Genomic DNA, 17874 nt, shown 5'->3' with positions numbered 1-17874 from the left:
GCTTTTCCTTTTTAATTTGAATACGGATTGGCTACGCCAGAAGAAATAGAGATTGTTTTATTATTTGTATTTATTGTCGCTGTAGCTCCAAGAGGAATCCCGATGTTTGGGCTTATATGTCCAATCGGTAAACCGAATAGGACAGGTATATGATATGGTGCGAAAAATTCATATAGTATTGTTTGCAATGATTGAGATGGTTTAGAAGGAGTGCAGTCGTGACAACTTGTAAAAATAACACCGCTACATTCATTAAACTTTCCAGATATAAGTAGCTGATTTAACATACGGTCAATGCGATACGGTTCTTCCCCGATGTCTTCAAGCAACAAAAGTTTATTAGCCGTAATTATCTCATAGGGTGAGCCAATTATACTCGTTAATACAGTTAAATTTCCTCCCGCCAATGTGCCTGTAACTGTACATGGAGAGGTAGGTACGATACATTCTGAAGCAGATAAGATGGTTGAATACGGATGGAATAGTTGATTGAAAGAAGATAAAGAAAGAGAATCTACACCTTTACCTAATTCTTCAACCATTGGACCATGAAAAGTAACAAGCTTTGCATAACGTGAAAAGGCCGTATGTAAAGCTGTAATATCGCTATATCCCCAAAAGATTTTTGGATTCTGCTGAATGATTTCATATTGAATGTGAGGGAGGAGACGAGCACTTCCGTAACCACCTCGTGCACAGAAAATGGCCTTTACTTCATTATTTGTAAATGCTTCATGTATATCATCGAGCCGAACTTGATCACTTCCAGCTAAATATCCATATTTCTTATAAACACTCTTCCCAATTACTACAGATAAACCCATTTCTTGTAATAGGGTTACCCCTTTTAATACATTTTCAATTGTTGGTGGGCCGGACGGTGCAATAATCATTACTGTATCACCTTGTTGTAACGCATTTGGATATATCATTGTTTTCAGCCTCCTTCACTTTCAATATATTCGCTTCATAGGAAGTTCAACCCTTGTAAAAGAAGGGGAAAGTTTGTCAAATAAAGAAGATATAAGGGGAATAGGAGGAGAAATGATGTTTACAAGTCGAGTTATAGATACATTACAAATTAAGTATCCCATCATTCAAGCAGGTATGGCAGGTGCAATTACGACGCCTGAGCTTGTTGCAGCTGTAAGTAATAGCGGAGGACTAGGAACGCTTGGAGCAGGCTATATGAGCCCTGAGCAAATTCGTGAAGCAATTTATAAAATAAGGGAACGAACTGATAAGCCTTTCGGTGTTAATTTACTGTTAACGAAAGAGATACAGATAGAAGAAGAGAAAGTAAACTTGGCAAAGGTATTGCTTAGCGGAGTGAATAGAGAATTCGGTATAGAGGAAGAAGAGACGATAAAGCTTCCAAAAAGCTATAAAGAACAATTACAAGTGTTAGTAGAAGAAAACGTACCAGTCGTTAGCTTTGCATTTCAAACGTTAGAAAAAGAAGAAATAGATGACTTAAAAAGAAGAGGAATAAAAGTCATCGGAACAGCTACTCATGTGAGAGAGGCGAGGGTGCTTGCTGAATTAGGAGTAGACATTATTGTCGGTCAAGGTAGCGAGGCAGGAGGGCATAGAGGAACGTTTATTGGGAAAGAACAGGACGCTATGATTGGGACGTTTGCATTAATTCCACAGTTAGTAGCAGCAGTCCCGCATATCCCAATTGTTGCAGCAGGTGGTGTAATGAACGGACAAGGGCTTGTTGCGGCATTTACACTGGGGGCAGAAGCTGTTCAAATGGGATCAGCCTTTTTAACGAGTAAAGAAAGTATTACGCATGATGTGTATAAAGAAGCAGTGTTACATAGTACAGATACGAGTACAACTGTGACCCGTGCGTTTTCCGGGAAATATGCGCGGGGTATTCGTAATGAATTTATAGAGAGACATGAAGGGAAAGAAGAAGGGCTTCCGATGTATCCAGTGCAAAATGTATTAACCTCTAAAATACGCCAAGAAGCAGCAAAACAAAATAAAGGAGAATATATGTCACTTTGGGCAGGACAAGCGTCATCATTAGCGCGAATAGAATCAGCTCAGCATGTAGTGGAGCGAGTGATGAAAGAAGCAGATAACGTAATCGAACAATTGCAAAGTGTATATAGAAAAAGACCACTTGAATAATTCAAGCGGTCTTTTCTTTAGTTTGCTTTATAAAATTGTTGGATGGCTTCATCGATATAAACCCAGCCTTTCCAACCTAAGTGCATGTGATCTTTTAAGAAGTATTTATCATACTCATGATTTGAGAAGTCGGCAATTGGATAGCCAGCTTTCTCAATTTGCTCATGAACTTTCTTATAGTACAATTCTCGGCGTTCTTTCGGGAAGCCCGCGTAATCGTACCAAGGACCTTTTACAGGAACAGAAATGAAGAGTGGTTTTGCACCAGATTGTTTTAATAAATCAAGTACAATTTGTAAATCTTCATATTCTGGCGATTGATCATAAGCATCATTTTTTAAGTAGCCTTCACGTTGCTTTAATTTCTTCTTGATTTTGCTGTTGAAGTAATCATCTTCGATACCATATTCGTTAGAACCTGATTCTACTGCACCAGTTTGATCTGCATGTTTACGAGCTTCTTCCCAATTCATTTGTTTTAATGAAGGGTCAAGTTTTTCTTTATGCGGTTTAATATCAAACATTGCTGTAAATAAATCTTTACGATCTAAAATGTTACGATAAATATAAGCGAAAGGTTTAGCAGCAAGTGCTTTTACTTTATGCTTTGTATCATCATAAACGATACCTTCAAGCGAAATTTTTAGTAAAGTTTCTTTCTTGACGATCTCAAAGTTTAATAAACGTTTTGCAATTTGCTTTTTCATTTCAGGCTGTAAGTCATCATTGAAAAGCAAGTGATAGCCTTGTTGTTTTGAAAAGTTAGGTGCAAAGTGTGTTTCATCAATACCTTGTGGTACAAACCATTGAGGAGAAAGAACGAATACCATTTTCTTACCCTTCAATTGATCCATTGTAGATGCAAAGTTTAACACATGTACAAGGTCTTGTGTTCCTCCGCGTCCAAGTAGGAATGGTGTGAACCCTTCAGGCTTTACTTTGAAATAATTTGATGGATGGAAAGCATCCATACGTGCGAATTCCGATGAACCGTACATCGGAAGGTATTTCGGGTCTGCTAACATCTTTTGCTGTAATATCATACTTTGAATCTTTTCTTCTTTTAAAGAAGTGGCAGCTTGTTCTACTTTTTCATCACTTAAAAGTGGAAGTAGAAAGCGCGTTGGAATAAGTAAGAATACAGCAAAAAGGGCCAATGCTAAAAGCATCGGACCAAATTTTGCTTTGTTCATCGGATTTCTTCCAACTTCTTGATAACCATGTTTGGTGTAGCCCACTCGTCACGGTCAAAATCAGAAATAGAAACTTCAATATCTAAACGCTCTTGGAATTCAACTAATAAAGATACTACAGCGAAAGAATCAAGAATACCTTCTTCAAATAATTGAACATCTAAGTTTTCTTTCACAATATCGTTCTCACATACTTCTTCTAAAATATCTAATACTTGCTCTTTAAATTCTGCCATTTTTAAAATCTCCTTTATATCCGAAATATATTATATGTGCAACTTCTTACTAGTATAAGAAGGGTGCATTAAAAGTATCTGTTAAGGTGTCCAGAGAAAATTAGGAAACCGAAACATACAACGTGGAACGTAATTACAATCGCAAGGACGTGTGTAAATTTATTGTTTGGCCAAAACTTATGCTTCTTGTTTTTTCGCTCGAAAATATCGAATAAAATAAACAGTGCGGCATGATATAGACCATAAATAACATACTGCGCAACAGCGCTTCCTTGGATGTGCCAAATTCCCATAATGAAGAAGTTTAAAAATGCACCGATATACGAAATTGTGTAACGGTTTTTAATTAACTTTTTCTTCGTTGCAAAAAAGACGAAACGCATGTAAATAAAATCACGGAACCAGAATGATAAACTCATGTGCCAGCGGTTCCAGAAGTCTTTAATATTACGACTAAGGAATGGCTTATTAAAGTTTTCTGGCGTTTTAATTCCCATCATGTAACTGATACCAATTACGAACGCACTATAACCTGCAAAGTCAAAGAATAATTGCATGCTAGTAGCGTACATAAAAATCGTATTAGATAAAAGTGTATCTTGATTGGCGAATACTGCCTTTACAAGATATGTTGTTATTAAGTGCGCGATTATAAATTTATACAGAAAACCTTGGAAAATACGGTTAAGCCCTGTATATAGTAACTTTTGATATTCTTCAGCGCTAGGTGGCTTTTGAATATCTTTTTGGAATCTACGGTAACGATCAATAGGTCCACTTGAAATCGCAGGGAAGAATAAAACAAACTCCCAGAAATTAAAGAAGGAAAGTTCTTTAATTAAATTATCACGAACTTCAAAGACCATTTGTACAGCTCTAAATGTTACGTAAGACATACCCGCGAAAACAATAAAATGTAATTCAGGTACAAATGGTGCGATTTTTGCCAAAATAAGTGGCAAAATCGATAAAATAACAGCTATACAAAACATGAATGTACTATTATTTTGTTTTCTTAAAATTAAATAGCCTTTAATAAGGGCATATTGCCAAATAATAAATGCGGCTAACATAATCGCTTGCTTCGGTTTATCCGAGAAGATAATAACGAGCATTACTAATGTTAAAACGGCATTATATTTACGCAACATTTTACCTTTTAGTCCAGCTATGATAGTAGGTATTAATAAAATGCCCACTATAGCGAAAAAATAAAATGATCCATATGCGGTCATGCTGTAACCTCACTCAATAATTTTTTGCGATCTACCTTTCCATTTGGTGTCATTGGAATAGAAGATTGATACATGAATTTACGTGGAATCATGTAGTTTGGTAATCGCTCATTGAGTTCTTTTTTAATTGCAGATGTTAATTTGAATTCTTTTTCAAATGAATGTTCGCCAGGAACAACAACCGCTAATAAATAATCGTATTTCTCACCTTTTTTAATTGGAACGATAACTGCTCCTTCTACGTAAGAACACGCACGAAGGTGATGCTCAATTTCTTCTAATTCCATTCGATAACCATGCAGCTTAATTTGGAAATCAAGACGACCATTATAGAATAGAAGACCATTTTCAACATAGCCAGCATCGCCTGTTTTATAGGCGCGCTCACCGTCAATCATAGTAAATGCTTTTTCTGTTAATTCAGGGCTTCCTAAATATCCAACACTTACGCTTGGACCGACAATTACGATTTCACCTTTTTCACCATCAGGTGCAATGGTGCCATCTTCTTTCATAATAAGAAGGCGGCAATCTGATTTACAGTAGCCAACTGGAAGTGATTTGTATTGATCAAGCACTTCTTCTGTAACGTGAATACCTGTTACAGCGACAGTAGCTTCTGTTGGACCGTACGTATTCATAATTGTCGCTTTCGGGAAACGCTCAATTAATTTTCTAGCTACTTCATTTGGTAACACTTCACCGCAGAATAAGAATGTTTTCATGTTCGGTAGCATACTCTCAGAGAAAGATGCTTCCATTAAACACATCTCTGCGAAAGATGGTGTTGAAGTCCATACTTGTATATCCGATTGCTCTAAAGAAGCAAACAAGTCTTTTGGACGTGCAATCATATCTTTATCGATCGCCCAAAGTGTACCACCTGTTACTAATGATGGGTAAATATCCATGACAGATAAATCGAATGAGAAAGGTGCTTGGTTTAAGAATACTTGTCCTGTTTGTAAGTTGAAATCTTCTACAGCCCATTTTGTAAAGCTTACAAGGCAGTTATAAGTAATCTGAACCCCTTTCGGATTACCTGTGCTTCCTGATGTGTAAATAATGTAGAAGTTCTCATCACCTTTTACCGCATGTTCAGGATTTGGAGTGTTCCCTTTATGAGTAAAGAAAATATCTTTTAAGTTGTCTTCACTTACAATGCGAACTGGTAAATCAGTTACAGTTACTTCAGTTCCTGATAAAAGTAGTTTCGCACCAGAATTTTCAGCGATACGTTGTACACGATCAGCTGGGATAGATAAATCTACAGGAATATAAGCGTGTCCAGCTTTTACACATCCTAAAAAGTTAATAATCATTTCAGGTTGCATATGGCCATACACCATAATTGGTGAACGATCATCTGGATACTCAGAAGAAATCCAATGTGCTAACGCATCAGAATCTTCCTTTAATTGTTTGTACGTAATTTTCGCATCTCGCCAAACAAAAGCAGTTTGATCAGGCGTTTCAATAGCCCACTTTTCAATTTGTTCTAATAACTTCATAACGTTCCCACCCTAAAATTCGTTGTAAATAAATGTACTTGTGTTTGTATCATGGAATCCATACAACCAAAGCAATGCAAATAAAATTGCAAGGTAATAAACCGTCTTTGCAACCCATTGTGTGAGTGGTCGAGACCATATCTCTTTTAATCTTTCCATGTCTTTCCCTCTCTTAATGAAATGATAGCTCTTTGTAGGTATCATGTCCTACATTATTGTGAAAAAAACAAAATTCCACATTTTAGGTAAAAATAAGTCAAAAGGCTCTTTTCTGATATTAGCACTAAATACTAAAAAAGAAAATCCCTAACTTAGCAATTATATTACATTCAGCATGAATTTGTAATGGGTTTGACATGTAAATAGGAAGTGGATTGTGTGAATGTATAAAAGTGGTCTGGGAGAATGTATAGAAATGTAATATTTGTTTGAGTTTTTCATAGTTAATATATGAATTGTTAAAGTTTCATAAGAGGAGGAATTTCTGATGAAGAGGATGTGGAAGGATCTTATTTCAGAAGAAAACATTATTAAGTGGAGACAGCATTTTCATAAATATCCGGAATTATCATTTCATGAAAAAGAAACTTCACAATTTATATATGATACATTATGTTCATTTTCTTCTTTTGAAGTAACGAGACCGACGAAGTATAGTGTACTAGCAATTAAAAGAGGGACGGGACAAGGGAAAGTAGTTGCGATTCGAGCTGATATAGATGCTTTACCAATTCAAGAAGAGCCAAGGAAATCTTATACGTCTGTGAATAAAGGAATGATGCATGCATGTGGGCATGATGCTCACGCAGCTATTTTGTTAAGTACAGCAGAGGTGCTATCAAATATAAAGGAAGATTTCGTAGGTGAGATTCGTCTCTTCTTTCAGCACGCAGAAGAGGTGTATCCTGGCGGGGGACAAGAAATGGTTGAGGCAGGCGTGATGGATGGTGTTGATTATGTAATAGGTTTACATGTTATGTCTGGATTGGAGAGCGGGAAAATCGGAATTGCGTATGGACCGATGATGGCGGCACCGGACGTATTTACAGTTGAAATTCAAGGGAAAGGAGGGCATGCGGCGAGGCCAGAAGAAACGATAGATCCTATTGCTATCGGAGCGCAGATTATTACAAATTTACAACATATCGTATCAAGAAATACAAGTGCTTTCATGCAAAGAGTTGTTTCAGTTACGCAGTTTCATGGGGGAATGGCTGATAATATTATTCCTAATGCAGCAACTTTAATGGGAACTGTGCGTTCTTTTAATCAAGCGTTAAGAATAGAAGCAGAAGAGAAAATTGAGCAAATCGTGAAAGGAATTACAAAAGCGCATGGAGGGAAGTATACATATACGTATCGATATGGATATGATCCGGTTATTAATGATGAATATATTACGAAAGTAGTAGAAGAAAGTGCACTACATTTGTTTGGGAATGAGCGTGTTGTGAAGCTTGAACCTTCTATGGGAGGAGAAGATTTTTCAGCATATTTAAGAAAAGCACCGGGTTGCTTCATTAAATTGGGGACGGGGAATGAAAAGATCGATACTTGTTATCCACATCATCATCCAAAATTTGATGTAGATGAAGCAGCTTTAATTTATGGAGTGGAATTATTTCTAGAGACAGCGATAAGATTACTAAAATCGTAAAAAAGTATAAAAAAAGGCAACTGCGCTCTATCGCAGTTGCTTTTATTTCTTTCCGTCAGAGAGGGCTGAGAAAGAACTATGCTCATTTATAGTATATGAATAGCTAACGGACAAGCTTGTACATTTTAATCATTTTTTTAAAAATAGTTGTTGACATTGATAATCACTGTCAATTAATCTAAGGGTAGTTGAAATTGATAATTATTATCAATAGGATGGATGCGACATGTTAATGAGAAAAAAATTTCACCTTCTACGGAGGGGATTAAAAGATAAAAATAAAGATGTTGATCAGCATATGGAATGGCAACGAAATGTAATTCGATCTGAATATGTAGATGAGAAGAGTACACTTCCAACAGAAAAAGAGATACAAGGTAAAAGGAGAGATTCAGTTGAGTAAGTTAGTAATGATATTTGCAAGTATGAGTGGAAATACAGAGGAAATGGCTGATCATATTGCGGGTGCAATTCGTGAAACAGAAAATGAAATTGAAGTGATCGATATTATGGATTCACCAGAGGCTTCTATACTAGAACAGTATGATGGAATTATTTTAGGTGCTTACACTTGGGGAGATGGTGACCTTCCTGATGATTTCTTAGATTTTTATGACGCAATGGATTCTATTGATTTAAATGGGAAAAAAGCAGCAGTATTCGGATCATGTGATTCGGCTTATCCGAAATACGGCGTGGCGGTTGACATTTTAATAGAAAAGCTACAAGAGCGCGGAGCTGCAGTTGTGTTAGAAGGACTAAAAGTAGAATTAACGCCAGAAGATGAAGATGTAGAAAAATGTTTACAGTTTGGAGCTGAATTTGTAAAACACCTTTCTTAATGGCAGAAGGGAGATGGAGAGCAAGTGCATGAGAAAATCGCAATCAAAACGATGACAGATTATCATTTGTATGATTTTATGCGTTGCCCGCATAAATTTTATTTTCGTCATATAAAAAGAAGAGAACCTTCTTCGTTTGAATGGCAACAAATCGCACAAATGATTGTGAATCGAATTATTAACGAATATTACACACTACCTGCGGGCCAACAAACGAAAATTGTACTTTTAATATTAATAGAAAAGTATTGGAAAAAAGTAAGGGTTAATATGTTTGCTTCGAAGGCGGAGTATTATATTGTGTTAGCGAAGCTAACAGATCACTTATTACAGTTTGTTGAAAGAGATGATAGTCAGACACCGCCGTTATTTTTGTATGAAAAATTTCAAATATATATGGAAGAGTTAGGTGTCCACATGTCATTGACATTAGAAGTTGGTGAGTGGAGTACTGAGTCGTTTGTAATTAAAAAGTATGTTGTCGATGCGGATGAGGAAATGCTTGCTCTTTGTCAAAAGTTAATGACAGTATTCAGTTATAAAGCTTTCGGCATTCTTCCAGGAAAAATTGAAGTTATTAATTTAATAGAAGGAACTAAGTATGAGTACATTCCGAAACAGGAAGATATTATAACTGGCATGGCTGATTTATCTAGAATGAAAGAAATGTTGCAACAACCTGAGCATTATACAGAGCGTCATTTTCGTTCTGAGTGTATGAGTTGTGCGTTTCGTAGTGAATGCCAAAGGGAAGAAGTAAAGAAAGAAGCGAAGCAGAAGAAAAATATCGTACATTAAAGGATGCAATTTTGCATCCTTTTTTGTTATTGACATGAAAAGCTTTTCATCATTTACCGTATATTTGTAGCAGATTTTAATAAAGGGAGGAATAATCAATGAAAGATGAAACGAAAGTATTTCAATGGTTAAAAGAACAGAATGCTCCTTTTGGAATTCAACTGCAAATTTTACAAGCGTTTCAACTGTATCAAATTATTGTTGAAATGGATAAAAAGTTAATGATGTATGAAGAGAGAGAATATCGGGAGAGAATTTAATCTCGGCCCTGTAGTATTACTTTCAGTTTTTCTGTACCTGCTAGGAATTCAAGTTCATTCTTTGTTTCAAAGTTATAAATCATATTATGTAATAAAGGACTGTATTGATAAAAGGTCGTGATGCGGTGAATGAGTAATGGATCATGGTGTGAAATAAGCGTACTGTATTGTTCATATACTGATGTAGTAAATTCATGTCCGAAATCATAATATAGCCCAGCAAAATCAAAGGCGGGATCTCCAATTTGAGCATCACCAAAATCGATAATCCCTGAAATGGTTTTATTTTGGTGATCAAATAAAATGTGATGATGTGTAAAGTCAGCGTGAATAATTGTTTTTTGAAAAGTGGATGTATCGATACATATAAAGAAATTTTCGAATAAACAATTTAACGCTGATTTCTGGTATGAAGCAAGACTGTTAGTAAGATATTGAGTTAATTTTGTTTGTAGCTCTTTCCAGTAGGTGAGTGTTTTTTCTATAGGGAATTCTAATGCCTTCACACGCTTTAAAGGAATACTATGTAGAGCCGCAAGGAAAGTCGCTAATTGTGTAATAATTACTTCAAGTTCTTTTTTCTCTAGCTTGGTAACTATCTCTTTTTTAAACGGTTCACCATGAATGAGAGTATAGTAACTACAGAGGGGAATAGTATCAGTATCCTTTTTATAGAATAGGTGATACTTTGGAACCTCGATTTCTTGTAGCAAATGAGAGAGAATTATGCACAGTTCTTTTTCTAAAGGAATTCGCATTGCATATTCTTGTTTTCGCGGGAAACGAAACAGTAGCTCATCATTTACTATAACTGCTACATTATCCCATCCTTCTTCATTTTGTTTATATGAATGTATAGAAAGATTAGGCAAAGCTTCTTTTATATACTGTTTGTAAGAGTCCATAATTGTTCCTCGTTTCTGAATTAAGTTATTCCACTTTATGATATCAGAATTTTCTTTCTATATGTTAAAATACAACTATCATTATGAAGAAGGGCGGGAGTATTACGAAGAAAAGACTATTCATCATTTCTCTATGTATCGCTTTTGGATTGTTTTGGTCATATAAAGAAGAGGTTTTTGCTAGCTTTAAACCGATTAATCAGTACGGATTAAATAATGAATTAAAGAACAAAAGTATAGAAACTTTAACTCATAATGAAATGAAAAAGGTAGGAGAACATTTTGTGACAGAGCAATTATCAGTGTTTGAGCTTAATAATAAAGAAGATGTGAAACGAAAAGGTGAAGTACTATTTGTAAATAGAGGGTATGAACAATTAATAGGAAATTATTATCCAAATCGGTTTCGGGATTTAGAGTATAAATTTACAAACGAGGACATACGTGAAGTGACGGATGAAAGTTTTCGCTATCAAACTGTAGCGTACGTTGCGGGTACTGAAAATGGTAAGAGAAGCGAAATGAAATTGAATTATGAAATAAAAATTGTAAAGGTTAATAATATATTTAAGGTGTTAGAACAAAAACAGTATGTACAATAAAGTGAAACATGAATTAGTGCTACAAATAGCGGATAAAAAAATCCCCCAGTTCTTTGAGGGATTCTAAAGGTTTTCATTTTGTTGACCAAGTTCTTTTTGAGCAATATATAAATTTCCTTGCTCGACTTGTTTCTGTGTAAGAACAGAATCACCTGCATACCCTTTTTCTGTTTTCACAGTTCTTTTTGAACGATTGGAATCTTGTTTCTTCATATGTAATATGTCACCTTTCCTTAAAAATAAACGAAAATGATGAGTACGAGTAACACCGCAGCAAAAATGGTAATGCCCATTAAAAACGAGGTGTTTTTATATTTAGGTGGCTTATGTACATCTTGCCGATATCCAGGTGAAATTTCAGGGGCGAATTCTTCATCGAATGATTGCTTTTTTTCTTTTTCGTCCATATGTATCCACCTTTCTTTTTCATTATGTTATACGTTCAAAGAAAAAATATGCATAAAGAAAACCGCCCCTCTATCGTGAGCGGCGGTTTTCTGTTGTATATTTTCTTTGAACTTGAAAGAGACGGACAAGAAGGAAGATAGCGCCAAATGCTAGACCGATAATAAGACCGATCCAATATCCTTTTGCTGCCCAGTCAGTATAAGTTGCTAATATGTAACCGAGAGGGAGACCTATTCCCCAGTAAGCGATTAATGTCATAATTAAGGAAACATTTACGTCTTTATAACCACGTAGTGCCCCTTGTACAGGAGTTGCAATTGCATCTGAAATTTGAAATAAAATCGCAAATATAAGAAATTCTTTTGCTAAATGATGAACTTGTATATCTGTCGTATAAATTGAAGCAATTGCATCATCAAAGAAGTAGAGAAGAATTGAATATAATAGGGCGAATGCAAGTGCTAAGCCAATCCCGATAAATCCATATTGTTTTGCGTTATTGTATCGCTTTGCTCCAACTTCAAATCCAACAGCGATGGTCATTGCCATTGCTAAACTTAAAGGAGTCATATATAACAAGGAAGCGAAGTTCATAGCTGCTTGATGAGCAGCGATTGTTGTCGTACTAAAATTACTCATCATAAGTGTCACCGCAGCGAAAATACTCGTTTCAAAAAAGATAGCAAATCCGATAGGGACGCCAAGTTTTAAGAATTCAGTCCAACTTGAAAGAGAAGGACGATATAATTGTTTAAATATATTGAAAGATGCGAAAGGCTCTTTCGTACGAATAATAATAACGGTAATGATTAAAATGCACCAATAGGTTGCTGCAGAAGCAATTGCCGCTCCAACACCACCGAGTTTTGGAAAACCGAAATGACCAAAAATTAATACATAATTTAATACTACGTTAATTGGTAATGATAGTAATGTAATGATCATCGTTGTGCGAGTTTTTCCTAATGCATCAATAAAGCCGCGTAAAACAGTGTAAGTAAATAAAGGGATAATTCCAATTGCAATAATACTTAAAAATTGTGCCGCAATACGTTCCACGGGTTCTTCCAGGCGCATGCCGTTTAAAATAGGTGAAACAGCGAAGAAACCGATAAGGATGACCACGAAACTAGCACAAATTGCTAAATATACTGCTTGTATGACAACTTGGGGAACATCCTCTTTTTTCTTTGATCCAACTAGCTGCGCAACAATTGGAGTAGTAGCCATTAAAATTCCTGTTAATCCGGTACTAACGGGAAGCCATATACTTGTTCCGATAGCAACACCCGCTAAATCAATAGGACTTGCGTGCCCGGACATTGTCGTATCGAAAAAACTCATTGCAAATAATGACATTTGCGTTACGAAAATCGGGAAAAATAGTAATACAAATTGCTTTAATTTTTGTGAGAATGAATTAGTTTCTTTCATAAAATCCCCTTTCCGCTAAAAAAACAAACTCATACTATCATACAATTTAATCAAAAAATAGAAAAGAAATACGCGCATACAACATGTACAATCAATAAAAAAAGGATGCACTTTAAAAGGGGATAAGGTATTATGATAAGGTGTGAAAAATTACATATTTGTTATTAAGGAGGCACTACTCGTGGCTGATTGGTTAATTGGAATAATCATGGGTGCTGTTGAAGGTTTAACAGAGTTTTTACCAGTTTCATCAACAGGACATATGATTTTAACAGGTCATTTACTTGGATTTGACGACGAGAGAGCGAAAGTTTTCGAAGTTGTTATTCAATTGGGATCGATTTTAGCAGTTGTTGTTATATTTTGGAAGCGTCTATGGTCTTTAGTAGGTATTGGGAAAGTAACAGATGGACCATCGTTAAATTTATTACATATTATTATCGGGATGATTCCTGCCGGCGTACTTGGCGTATTGTTCCATAGTGCGATTAAAGAAGTTTTATTTGGGCCAGGCCCAGTTGTCATCAGTTTAGTGGCTGGTGGTATTTTAATGATTGTTGCTGAGAAGTTTTCGAAACCAAGTACAGCAAGAACATTAGATGAAATCACATATAAGCAAGCATTTACAATTGGGATGTTCCAATGTTTAGCGCTTTGGCCAGGATTTTCTCGTTCTGGTTCTACAATAAGTGGTGGTTTATTAGCTCGCGTGTCACATACAGCGGCGGCTGAATATACATTTATTTTAGCAGTACCAATGATGGTAGCTGCAAGTGGTTTAGATTTAATTAAAAGCTGGGATATATTAAGTGCGGCTGATATCCCGTTATTTGCAACAGGATTTATTACAGCATTCGTTGTTGCGATGCTTGCAATTGTTTCATTCTTAAAATTATTAGGTCGTGTAAAACTAACACCGTTCGCTTACTATCGTTTCATTTTAGCTGCGGTATTCTATTTCTTCATTATGTAATAAAAAAACTGCCGAGTTCGGCAGTTTTTTTATTTTACTACTTTTTCCATCATGCTTTCCATTACATGTTCCCAAAGAGAAGTATCATCAGCTAATGTAGCACGGAAATTAGCGTACATTTCTTTTTGTTTCTCTTCGAATGTTGGATCTTCTTTTTCAGGCAATGTAGCGCGCATTGAAGTTACTAACTCTTGTACTTTTGGAGCGCGTGGTCCCCAAGCGGCTTGTTCATTTCCATCTTTATCAATGAAAATAAAAATTGGAATGGCACGTGCTGTTCCATTTGTTAAATATTGATCCATTAATTCTAAGTTTTCATCGCGAATTAATAATCTCATATCAATATTTGCAACTTCAGAAATTCGTTTCATAACAGGTACGCATAAAAGAGCGTCACCACACCAATCAGCTGTTAATACGATAACACGCCAGCCATCATTTTGGCGTTCTTCTAATACAGGAAGTAATTCATTTGGAATTGAAAAGTTATTGTAAATGTGCAGTAGCTCATATTGATTTACTTTCATTTCATTCACATATGTATCAAAGGACATACCTTTATCAGCCCATTGTTGTAAGTTCATAAGTAACACCTCTTTAGTATGATTTGTTTTCATTGTACCAATTTTTATATAGAAAAGCTTGCATTCTTACTCTTTCTTGTCACTTAATAATTGATTTAATAGGAAAAGGAATAGTACGACACATAATTCAGTAAGATTGGACAGTTGTACGCTCTCTATCCAATCATCGGCAGTATGAATGACGAACCAATCTAGCGTAATTTCAATGATTGCAAAAAGAGTAATAGCCAGCCAATTTGGCATGTTTTTTGTCATTGGATATAGCAACGCCTTGAGGAAACCGAAGATAAAGAATGTAATACCGTCTAAGAAAGTGATTAATAGAAAAAATAGAAGTAAAGCAGTGCGTGATCTATACTCTATACCTGTAATATGAAAGATTCCTACATAAACAAAGAATATAAATGCAAAAATTATAATGAGAAACAGAATAACAAAACCAATAATCAAAGTCTTATCTTTTAGATTGAGATTAGAAAATTTTTCTTCTTCACTCACTATTCCATCCCCTTTTTCTGGAAAATCAACTTTATTGTATCATGAAATATCTATTAAAAAACTACGAATTGTGGGAAAATAAGGTGACAAAAAGTAAGATTTCATGTAAAATTATTAATAAGGTTTTTATTTAACTAAATGAAATAAAAGGGGCTGTCAAAGTTGTCTCAAAATCGAGAGCAATTAATGGAAGAACTATCGACAAATGTTTTTGCTATGTTCCGCACGTTGCGTAATGATATTGGAAAGATATTTGGTGGTTACATACCGTGGAATGAGTTCATCGTCCTTAGAATATTGAATCGTACGAATAAAGAAATGGTATCACGTGTAGCCAATGAGTTAAATGTGTCGAATAGTCATATTACAGCTGTTACAGAAAAATTAATTAATAAAGGTTTTGTAACTCGTTCACGTTCTACGTCAGATCGCAGAGTTGTATATTTGGAGATTACAGAACAAGGAAAAGATTTAGTTGCAAAAATGGAAGGGGAGAAAAAGAAATATTTACAAGAAAGATTCTCCACGCTTTCAGAAGAAGAAATGAATATAATGATATCAATTTCTAAAAAACTTATTTAATTCATCACAGGTAAGAAAACGCTTACGTAATAAAGGAGAAGACCTTCCTTATGAGAGGAAGGTCTTCTTTCGTATGTAAAAGATTATAAAAAAGAAAATATGTAACATACTACTAGTAAAGGAAGGGGGCAGACATATGACAAATCGAAATGGTAGTAAAGGGAGCGGAAATCAAGGCTCACCAAAATCAGGACAATTTCAGCAAGAGTTTAGTACTGAATTTGAGACTGGTAATGATAATAAAGGAAAAGAATATCGTTCGAAAAAAGGAAGTAAATCAAAAAAGGAGTGAAATAATTCACTCCTTTTTTGATTTAAGATGCTGCGGATTGATCCGTATTATATTTTTCTTCTGATTTTGCGACGATCATTGCGCAAATTGCATCACCGGAAATATTTACAGCTGTTCTTGACATATCTAAAATGCGATCAATACCGATAATTAAGGCAATACCTTCTACCGGTAGATTTACTTGATTTAAAACCATCGTAAGCATTACAAGTCCAACACCTGGTACACCAGCAGTACCGATACTAGCTAGTACAGCAGTTAATACGACGACAGCTAATTGGGACATAGTAAGCTCAACTCCGTATACTTGAGCGATAAACACAGTTGCTACACCTTGCATAATGGCAGTACCATCCATATTAATTGTTGCACCTAGTGGTTGTACAAAAGAACTTATCGCTTTTGGAACGCCAAGTTTTTCTTGTGCTGTTTTCATTGCAAACGGAAGAGATGCATTAGAGCTAGATGTACTAAACCCAATTGCCATTACCGGTCCGAAATGTTTAAAGAAACGGACAATACTTTCTTTTGCTAATACCTTTAATAATCCGCCATAGACGAAGACGCCGTGAATAATAAGTACTAGCATAACGACAATCATATACTTGAACATCGCAGCGACGCCTGCAAGACCCATTTTACCAACGGATGAAGCGAGCAATCCAAATGTTCCGATTGGAGCTAATTTCATAACGAGATTAACAAGATACATCATTAATTCGTTGCCCTGTTCAAGTAATGAATGGATACCTTGAACCCGTTTTCCTAAAATAGCTATACCGAGTCCGATTAATACGGCAAAGGCAATAATTTGTAACATGTTTCCATCAGCCATCGCTTTTGCTGGGTTATCTGGTACGATATTTAGCAATGTATCGACGAAAGATGTTTCGGTTTTTGCCCCTTCATATTTAAGCCCTTCGGTTTTAAAGTTACCGCCAGATCCTGGTTGTATAATCAGTGCAAATGTAACTGCAATAGAGATGGCAACGGCTGTAGTTACAAGAAAGAATGAAATTGATTTTAAGCCGATTCTTCCAAGTTGTTTCGGGTCTCCAAGCCCAGCAGATCCAAGCACGATAGAAATGAATACAACAGGAACAACTAGCATTTTAATGAGGCGAATAAATAATTGACCAAGTGGATTGAACACATATTGATTTAATGGTTCAAAAATGGATGGTGCAGCTAAATTTAAAGTGAGTCCGACGACTAAACCGAGAAATAATGCGATTAAGATTGCTTTTGTTTGTTTCAATAAAACCCCCCCTTTATTTTTGTGAAATTACTTTCTACATTAATTGTACAGAAAAACCGCCTATTTTGACAGTATTTTCTGAATATTTTGTATGAAAATGTGTATTTAAATATAGATTGCTTTTGCTAAAGTAAGCAAAAAAGTTGGGGAATCTAGTTAGAACACAAAGTAGACCATCACATAGGATGGTCTAGGGAAGGGGACAATTTATGTCGATTTAATTAGGGATGGAAGCCATTCAAAGACACTGGGGAATGTCTTATAAATTAGGGAGGAACAGCTTCGATACATATACTATAAAAGTTGGATGTGACCCCCACGTGAACATAGAGTGAAAGAGAGAGGGAGTTTTAAATAGAAGATAGAGTAAACAAAAAAATAAGACCATCACAAATGACGGCCTAAGGAAGGGGACAATTTATGTCAATTTAATTAGGGATGGAAGTTGTTCAAGACACTGGGGA

General features: G+C 35.6%; 23 protein-coding genes. 10 read left to right on the top strand and 13 right to left on the bottom strand.

What is annotated here, in order from left to right; all coding sequences use genetic code 11:
- Positions 1 to 11: 11 nt before the first annotated feature.
- Complete coding sequence (locus CER22_RS05200) at positions 12 to 932, bottom strand: S66 peptidase family protein (protein WP_088062602.1); 921 nt, start codon at positions 930 to 932, stop codon at positions 12 to 14.
- A 115-nt stretch (positions 933 to 1047) separates the two neighbouring features.
- On the opposite strand from CER22_RS05200, the gene CER22_RS05195 reads away from it, so the two are divergent.
- Positions 1048 to 2142 (top strand): NAD(P)H-dependent flavin oxidoreductase, encoded by a 1095-nt coding sequence (locus CER22_RS05195; protein WP_088062604.1) that lies wholly within the window; start codon positions 1048 to 1050, stop codon positions 2140 to 2142.
- A gap of 17 nt (positions 2143 to 2159) precedes the next feature.
- On the opposite strand, the gene dltD is transcribed toward CER22_RS05195, so the two are convergent.
- From dltD to CER22_RS05170, 5 genes are all read right to left on the bottom strand, one after another.
- A complete protein-coding gene (gene dltD / locus CER22_RS05190; protein WP_088062606.1) occupies positions 2160 to 3335 on the bottom strand; it encodes a D-alanyl-lipoteichoic acid biosynthesis protein DltD in 1176 nt (391 codons plus the stop codon).
- A complete protein-coding gene (dltC, locus tag CER22_RS05185; RefSeq protein WP_000807310.1) occupies positions 3332 to 3571 on the bottom strand; it encodes a D-alanine--poly(phosphoribitol) ligase subunit DltC in 240 nt (79 codons plus the stop codon). Before dltC ends, dltD begins: the two co-directional genes overlap by 4 nt.
- A gap of 68 nt (positions 3572 to 3639) precedes the next feature.
- Positions 3640 to 4806 (bottom strand): D-alanyl-lipoteichoic acid biosynthesis protein DltB, encoded by a 1167-nt coding sequence (dltB, locus tag CER22_RS05180; protein ID WP_088062608.1) that lies wholly within the window; start codon positions 4804 to 4806, stop codon positions 3640 to 3642.
- Entirely contained in the window at positions 4803 to 6317 is a 1515-nt protein-coding gene (gene dltA, locus CER22_RS05175) for a D-alanine--poly(phosphoribitol) ligase subunit DltA (RefSeq protein WP_000770525.1), read from the bottom strand. Before dltA ends, dltB begins: the two co-directional genes overlap by 4 nt.
- 12 nt (positions 6318 to 6329) lie before the next feature.
- The gene (locus tag CER22_RS05170; protein ID WP_000440293.1) at positions 6330 to 6476 is read right to left on the bottom strand and encodes a teichoic acid D-Ala incorporation-associated protein DltX; all 147 of its coding nucleotides are present in this window, start codon (positions 6474 to 6476) and stop codon (positions 6330 to 6332) included.
- 328 nt (positions 6477 to 6804) lie between these two features.
- Between CER22_RS05170 and amaA the strand changes: the two genes are divergently transcribed.
- The 5 genes from amaA to CER22_RS32940 all read left to right on the top strand — a co-directional run bounded on the left by amaA (position 6805) and on the right by CER22_RS32940 (position 9874).
- Positions 6805 to 7974, top strand: coding sequence for an N-acyl-aliphatic-L-amino acid amidohydrolase (amaA, locus tag CER22_RS05165; protein ID WP_088062610.1), 1170 nt, complete (start codon positions 6805 to 6807; stop codon positions 7972 to 7974).
- A gap of 226 nt (positions 7975 to 8200) precedes the next feature.
- On the top strand, positions 8201 to 8377 hold the full coding sequence (locus tag CER22_RS32945; RefSeq protein WP_016088748.1) for a hypothetical protein: 177 nt from the start codon (positions 8201 to 8203) through the stop codon (positions 8375 to 8377).
- Positions 8370 to 8816: a flavodoxin gene (locus CER22_RS05155; protein WP_000041145.1), complete on the top strand. Its 447-nt coding sequence runs from the start codon at positions 8370 to 8372 to the stop codon at positions 8814 to 8816. The genes CER22_RS32945 and CER22_RS05155 overlap by 8 nt, the downstream gene beginning before the upstream one ends.
- Before the next feature lie 24 nt (positions 8817 to 8840).
- Positions 8841 to 9614, top strand: coding sequence for a hypothetical protein (locus CER22_RS05150; protein ID WP_088608342.1), 774 nt, complete (start codon positions 8841 to 8843; stop codon positions 9612 to 9614).
- A 98-nt stretch (positions 9615 to 9712) separates the two neighbouring features.
- Positions 9713 to 9874: a hypothetical protein gene (locus CER22_RS32940; RefSeq protein WP_046958209.1), complete on the top strand. Its 162-nt coding sequence runs from the start codon at positions 9713 to 9715 to the stop codon at positions 9872 to 9874.
- Here CER22_RS32940 and CER22_RS05140 read toward each other — a convergent pair.
- The gene (locus CER22_RS05140; protein ID WP_088062615.1) at positions 9871 to 10779 is read right to left on the bottom strand and encodes an aminoglycoside phosphotransferase family protein; all 909 of its coding nucleotides are present in this window, start codon (positions 10777 to 10779) and stop codon (positions 9871 to 9873) included. The genes CER22_RS32940 and CER22_RS05140 overlap by 4 nt on opposite strands.
- Positions 10780 to 10862: 83 nt before the next feature.
- Between CER22_RS05140 and CER22_RS05135 the strand changes: the two genes are divergently transcribed.
- Positions 10863 to 11381, top strand: a complete 519-nt coding sequence (locus CER22_RS05135; RefSeq protein WP_088608341.1) for a biotin transporter BioY — start codon at positions 10863 to 10865, stop codon at positions 11379 to 11381.
- A 63-nt stretch (positions 11382 to 11444) separates the two neighbouring features.
- On the opposite strand, the gene CER22_RS32935 is transcribed toward CER22_RS05135, so the two are convergent.
- The 3 genes from CER22_RS32935 to CER22_RS05115 form a co-directional block, all read right to left on the bottom strand.
- Complete coding sequence (locus CER22_RS32935; RefSeq protein ID WP_000743739.1) at positions 11445 to 11594, bottom strand: hypothetical protein; 150 nt, start codon at positions 11592 to 11594, stop codon at positions 11445 to 11447.
- A gap of 20 nt (positions 11595 to 11614) precedes the next feature.
- Positions 11615 to 11788 carry a hypothetical protein gene (locus tag CER22_RS05125; RefSeq protein ID WP_000343559.1) on the bottom strand — a complete coding sequence of 58 codons (174 nt, stop codon included), beginning with the start codon at positions 11786 to 11788 and terminating at the stop codon, positions 11615 to 11617.
- Positions 11789 to 11858: 70 nt separating this feature from the next.
- A complete protein-coding gene (locus CER22_RS05115) occupies positions 11859 to 13223 on the bottom strand; it encodes an MATE family efflux transporter (protein ID WP_088608340.1) in 1365 nt (454 codons plus the stop codon).
- A 181-nt stretch (positions 13224 to 13404) separates the two neighbouring features.
- Between CER22_RS05115 and uppP the strand changes: the two genes are divergently transcribed.
- The gene (gene uppP, locus CER22_RS05110) at positions 13405 to 14196 is read left to right on the top strand and encodes a bacitracin resistance undecaprenyl-diphosphatase (RefSeq protein WP_060489503.1); all 792 of its coding nucleotides are present in this window, start codon (positions 13405 to 13407) and stop codon (positions 14194 to 14196) included.
- 29 nt (positions 14197 to 14225) lie between these two features.
- Here uppP and CER22_RS05105 read toward each other — a convergent pair whose 3' ends face one another.
- Together CER22_RS05105 and CER22_RS05100 are read right to left on the bottom strand one after the other, a co-directional pair.
- A complete protein-coding gene (locus CER22_RS05105; protein ID WP_097890357.1) occupies positions 14226 to 14813 on the bottom strand; it encodes a thioredoxin family protein in 588 nt (195 codons plus the stop codon).
- Positions 14814 to 14846: 33 nt separating this feature from the next.
- Positions 14847 to 15278 carry a YrvL family regulatory protein gene (locus CER22_RS05100; protein WP_087984835.1) on the bottom strand — a complete coding sequence of 144 codons (432 nt, stop codon included), beginning with the start codon at positions 15276 to 15278 and terminating at the stop codon, positions 14847 to 14849.
- Between the two features lie 162 nt (positions 15279 to 15440).
- On the opposite strand from CER22_RS05100, the gene CER22_RS05095 reads away from it, so the two are divergent.
- Together CER22_RS05095 and CER22_RS05090 are read left to right on the top strand one after the other, a co-directional pair.
- On the top strand, positions 15441 to 15860 hold the full coding sequence (locus CER22_RS05095) for a MarR family winged helix-turn-helix transcriptional regulator (RefSeq protein WP_137035313.1): 420 nt from the start codon (positions 15441 to 15443) through the stop codon (positions 15858 to 15860).
- 136 nt (positions 15861 to 15996) lie between these two features.
- A complete protein-coding gene (locus CER22_RS05090) occupies positions 15997 to 16152 on the top strand; it encodes a hypothetical protein (RefSeq protein ID WP_000184933.1) in 156 nt (51 codons plus the stop codon).
- A gap of 22 nt (positions 16153 to 16174) precedes the next feature.
- Here CER22_RS05090 and CER22_RS05085 read toward each other — a convergent pair whose 3' ends face one another.
- Positions 16175 to 17410, bottom strand: a complete 1236-nt coding sequence (locus tag CER22_RS05085) for a dicarboxylate/amino acid:cation symporter (RefSeq protein ID WP_000814822.1) — start codon at positions 17408 to 17410, stop codon at positions 16175 to 16177.
- Positions 17411 to 17874 lie beyond the last annotated feature (464 nt).

Origin of the sequence: Bacillus sp. K2I17, assembly GCF_002209985.1 — a bacterium.
Taxonomy (GTDB): domain Bacteria; phylum Bacillota; class Bacilli; order Bacillales; family Bacillaceae_G; genus Bacillus_A; species Bacillus_A wiedmannii.
The sequence above is the reverse complement of the archived record's forward strand: the minus strand, read 5'-3'. Positions and strand labels throughout refer to the sequence as shown.

Excerpts from the sequence above, each read along its gene's own strand:
- CER22_RS05115 (WP_088608340.1), bottom strand. The coding sequence starts at position 13,223 with ATGAAAGAAACTAATTCATTCTCACAAAAATTAAAGCAATTTGTATTA.
- CER22_RS32935 (WP_000743739.1), bottom strand. The coding sequence starts at position 11,594 with ATGAAGAAACAAGATTCCAATCGTTCAAAAAGAACTGTGAAAACAGAA.
- amaA (WP_088062610.1), top strand. The coding sequence starts at position 6,805 with ATGAAGAGGATGTGGAAGGATCTTATTTCAGAAGAAAACATTATTAAG.
- dltC (WP_000807310.1), bottom strand. The coding sequence starts at position 3,571 with ATGGCAGAATTTAAAGAGCAAGTATTAGATATTTTAGAAGAAGTATGT.
- CER22_RS05170 (WP_000440293.1), bottom strand. The coding sequence starts at position 6,476 with ATGGAAAGATTAAAAGAGATATGGTCTCGACCACTCACACAATGGGTT.
- CER22_RS05135 (WP_088608341.1), top strand. The coding sequence starts at position 10,863 with ATGAAGAAGGGCGGGAGTATTACGAAGAAAAGACTATTCATCATTTCT.
- CER22_RS32945 (WP_016088748.1), top strand. The coding sequence starts at position 8,201 with ATGTTAATGAGAAAAAAATTTCACCTTCTACGGAGGGGATTAAAAGAT.
- CER22_RS05090 (WP_000184933.1), top strand. The coding sequence starts at position 15,997 with ATGACAAATCGAAATGGTAGTAAAGGGAGCGGAAATCAAGGCTCACCA.
- dltD (WP_088062606.1), bottom strand. The coding sequence starts at position 3,335 with ATGAACAAAGCAAAATTTGGTCCGATGCTTTTAGCATTGGCCCTTTTT.
- CER22_RS05195 (WP_088062604.1), top strand. The coding sequence starts at position 1,048 with ATGTTTACAAGTCGAGTTATAGATACATTACAAATTAAGTATCCCATC.
- dltA (WP_000770525.1), bottom strand. The coding sequence starts at position 6,317 with ATGAAGTTATTAGAACAAATTGAAAAGTGGGCTATTGAAACGCCTGAT.
- CER22_RS05200 (WP_088062602.1), bottom strand. The coding sequence starts at position 932 with ATGATATATCCAAATGCGTTACAACAAGGTGATACAGTAATGATTATT.
- CER22_RS05140 (WP_088062615.1), bottom strand. The coding sequence starts at position 10,779 with ATGGACTCTTACAAACAGTATATAAAAGAAGCTTTGCCTAATCTTTCT.
- CER22_RS05105 (WP_097890357.1), bottom strand. The coding sequence starts at position 14,813 with ATGAAAACAAATCATACTAAAGAGGTGTTACTTATGAACTTACAACAA.
- dltB (WP_088062608.1), bottom strand. The coding sequence starts at position 4,806 with ATGACCGCATATGGATCATTTTATTTTTTCGCTATAGTGGGCATTTTA.
- CER22_RS32940 (WP_046958209.1), top strand. The coding sequence starts at position 9,713 with ATGAAAGATGAAACGAAAGTATTTCAATGGTTAAAAGAACAGAATGCT.
- CER22_RS05125 (WP_000343559.1), bottom strand. The coding sequence starts at position 11,788 with ATGGACGAAAAAGAAAAAAAGCAATCATTCGATGAAGAATTCGCCCCT.